The 858-nt window shown below is 23.8% G+C and carries 2 pseudogenes; both read left to right on the forward strand.

What is annotated here, in order from left to right:
• Positions 1 to 405 (forward strand): annotated as a pseudogene (locus OYV_RS04075) (heat-inducible transcriptional repressor HrcA); the annotation flags it as partial.
• Between the two features lie 228 nt (positions 406 to 633).
• Positions 634 to 858, forward strand: a pseudogene (locus OYV_RS04080) (nucleotide exchange factor GrpE); the annotation flags it as partial.

An 858-nucleotide genomic window follows, 5' to 3' on the forward strand; every position in this document is an offset into this window, starting at 1 on the left:
AAACAAACTATTGCTAAATATATTTGTTTTCAAGAACAATTAATTGCTTTGTTTATGGAAGTTTTTAGTAGTTTTGCCTCAGAGAATCTTTATTTTTCGGGGGTTTCTAAAATGCTTGAAAAACCTGAATTAAGTAATCCTGAAATTATTAAAAAATTTATGGGTCTTTTAGAGCGTAAAGAATTATTAAAAATTATGTTAAATCAAGATAGTTTGTCTTTTAAATTTTCTGATGGCTTGCAACTTACCCCTTTAAAAGATTGTATGATTCTTTCTATTCCTTTTGATGTAAATCCTAATGAGAAAGGAAGAATTGCAGTTGTAGGACCTTCGTGGATGAAATATCCTAAAGTTATTCCTATTTTGGAATATTTGGCAGTTCATTTATCTAAATTAAACGATTAAGAATAACAAATAAAAGAATAAATAATAAAATAAATAATTGTAAGATAAAATATAATTAATAATTACAATTACAACAAATAACCAATAACAAATAACAAATAATAAGTAATAAGTAATAAGTAATAAGTAATAATTTATAATTTATTAAAAAAATAACTAAACAGGCTGCCAAAATACTTGTAAGTAACGCAATAAAAACATAATTATATCAAGAAAAGAGGTTTTAAGATGTTTTTAGAAAAAGACCAAGATAACTTAGATAATTTAGAAACACAAGCAAAAGAATTGCATAAAGATTGTAAAGAATGCAAAAATTGTCAAAAAGAAGAAACTAAAACAACAAATAAAGACAACCAAAAGGAAGATGAAACTGTTAAAAATCAATCAAATCAATCAAATCAATCAAATCAAACTAAACAAACAAATACCAAACAACAAAAACATCAACCAAAA

Origin of the sequence: 'Chrysanthemum coronarium' phytoplasma (genome assembly GCF_000744065.1) — a bacterium.
Classification (GTDB): Bacteria; Bacillota_I; Bacilli_A; order Acholeplasmatales; family Acholeplasmataceae; genus Phytoplasma; species Phytoplasma asteris.